We start from the raw sequence: 1,447 nt of genomic DNA on the forward strand, positions 1-1,447 counted from the left end.
AACGTGTGTGTTGTTTCAGATACTGCACAGTGGACGCGTAGCTTCTTTGTGGTAAGTCCTCGGCCTATTAGTACCAGTCACCTGCATCCGTTACCGGACTTCCAGTTCTGGCCTATCAACCCGGTGGTCTGCCGGGGGCCTTACCCCCTCGAGGGGGTGAGAAACCTCATCTTGGAACAGGCTTCCCGCTTAGATGCTTTCAGCGGTTATCCCTTCCGAACGTAGCTAACCAGCGGTGCTCCTGGTGGAACAACTGGCACACCAGAGGTTCGTCCGTCCCGGTCCTCTCGTACTAGGGACAGCCTTCCTCAAGTTTCTTACGCGCGCGGCGGATAGAGACCGAACTGTCTCACGACGTTCTAAACCCAGCTCGCGTGCCGCTTTAATGGGCGAACAGCCCAACCCTTGGGACCTACTCCAGCCCCAGGATGCGACGAGCCGACATCGAGGTGCCAAACCATCCCGTCGATATGGACTCTTGGGGAAGATCAGCCTGTTATCCCCGGGGTACCTTTTATCCGTTGAGCGACACCGCTTCCACTTGCCGGTGCCGGATCACTAGTCCCGACTTTCGTCCCTGCTCGACCTGTCAGTCTCACAGTCAAGCTCCCTTGTGCACTTGCACTCGACACCTGATTGCCAACCAGGCTGAGGGAACCTTTGGGCGCCTCCGTTACATTTTGGGAGGCAACCGCCCCAGTTAAACTACCCACCAGGCACTGTCCCTGAACCAGATCATGGTCCGAGGTTAGAGGTCCAATACGATCAGAGTGGTATTTCAACAACGACTCCACACTCACTGGCGTGAGCGCTTCACAGTCTCCCACCTATCCTACACAAACCGAACCGAACACCAATACCAAGCTGTAGTGAAGGTCCCGGGGTCTTTTCGTCCTGCCGCGCGTAACGAGCATCTTTACTCGTAATGCAATTTCGCCGAGTCTATGGTTGAGACAGCTGAGAAGTCGTTACGCCATTCGTGCAGGTCGGAACTTACCCGACAAGGAATTTCGCTACCTTAGGATGGTTATAGTTACCACCGCCGTTTACTGGGGCTTAAATTCTCAGCTTCGCCATTGCTGGCTAACCGGTCCTCTTAACCTTCCAGCACCGGGCAGGCGTCAGTCCGTATACATCGTCTTACGACTTCGCACGGACCTGTGTTTTTAGTAAACAGTCGCTTCTCACTGGTCTCTGCGGCCCCACCCAGCTCACACTGCAAGAGTGATCACCGGACGAGGCCCCCCTTCTCCCGAAGTTACGGGGGCATTTTGCCGAGTTCCTTAACCATAGTTATCTCGATCGCCTTAGTATTCTCTACCTGACCACCTGTGTCGGTTTGGGGTACGGGCCGTGTGAAAGCTCGCTAGAGGCTTTTCTCGGCAGCATAGGATCACTGAATTCGCCTCATTCGGCTATGCGTCACCTCTCAGGCTTGATGAACGGC

The 1,447-nt window shown here is 55.1% G+C and carries 1 rRNA gene; it reads right to left on the reverse strand.

The features are described 5' to 3' along the window. Window positions 1–47: 47 nt before the first annotated feature. Window positions 48–1,447, reverse strand: a 23S ribosomal RNA gene (locus tag BJL95_RS20730); the annotation flags it as partial.

Source organism: Methylomonas sp. LWB, from assembly GCF_001856095.1.
Taxonomy (GTDB): domain Bacteria; phylum Pseudomonadota; class Gammaproteobacteria; order Methylococcales; family Methylomonadaceae; genus Methylomonas; species Methylomonas koyamae_A.